Source organism: Niastella populi (assembly GCF_002078015.1).
Lineage (GTDB): Bacteria > Bacteroidota > Bacteroidia > Chitinophagales > Chitinophagaceae > Niastella > Niastella populi.
This window is the reverse complement of record NZ_LWBP01000110.1, coordinates 1-991: the sequence shown is the minus strand read 5'-3', so window position 1 is coordinate 991 and position 991 is coordinate 1. Positions and strand designations below refer to the sequence as shown.

The window sequence follows — 991 nt, the reverse complement described above, 5'->3', positions numbered from 1 at the left end:
AGAACGAGTTTTAATTTGAGTGACTTTGAACGTGAAGTTCAGATTGTACATAAGGCTGTTAAAATCAGTCTTAATTTCAAAGACCTCTCTGCTTTAACCGGGAAACAGCAAGAGGAAGAGATTAAAGTATATATGCGATCAGAACTTGATAGCATAGATATTTCAAAAGCTCCATTGTGGAGCATGAGTGTATTTCAAATAGGTAAGGATGACAACATTTTTGTATTTCAATTTCATCATGCTATCATCGATGGATGGAGTCAGGCCTCTTTTATGACGGAATTAAATAATTTATACCTGCAATTAGGGGAAGATATAAATTATAGGCCGTCTGTTCTGAAATCGAGTTATAAGGATGCTGTCGTTCAGCATGAAATGAACATAACAGATGATTCAAAAAAGAATTATTGGAAAAGCGAATTGGCTGAATTTGAGAGATTGGATTTACTTACAGATCAGGAAGAATTAGCAGTTTATTCGTACATCATTGATAATGCCTATTTAGAAAGAATTGAGCATGTCGCCAGGACTTTAAATACAACGGTAAAAGTTGTATCACTCAGTGCCTATTTATACCTGCTCAAAATATTGACTAACACTTCTGAAATTGTAACAGGTCTTGTTACAAATACCAGACCCAATACGGAAGATGGCGATAAGATATTAGGTTGCTTTTTAAATTCAATCCCATTAAAATTTGAGGTAGATGGAAATCTGCGATGCGCTGACTTTATAATGAATGTTCATAAAAAGCTAATTGAGCTAAAAAGCAATGAAACATTAAGTCTTTTAGAAATTTCTTCAATTACCAAAGAGTCTAAAAAGTCGTATGGATCTAATCCATTTTTTGATGTGTTATTCAATTATGTTGACTTTCACATATTTCAGGATGTGCAGGAGGGTGAATCGAAAGAGAGTGAATCGGAAGAGGGTAGTACTGCTTCAACCACGTCAGGTATAAATATTTCAGAATATGAAAGAACCAATACAT

1 protein-coding gene is annotated in these 991 nt (G+C 34.1%); it reads left to right on the top strand.

What is annotated here, in order from left to right; all coding sequences use genetic code 11:
* The coding region (locus A4R26_RS10820) for a condensation domain-containing protein (protein WP_133054628.1) at positions 1 to 991 on the top strand (991 nt) is incomplete at both ends.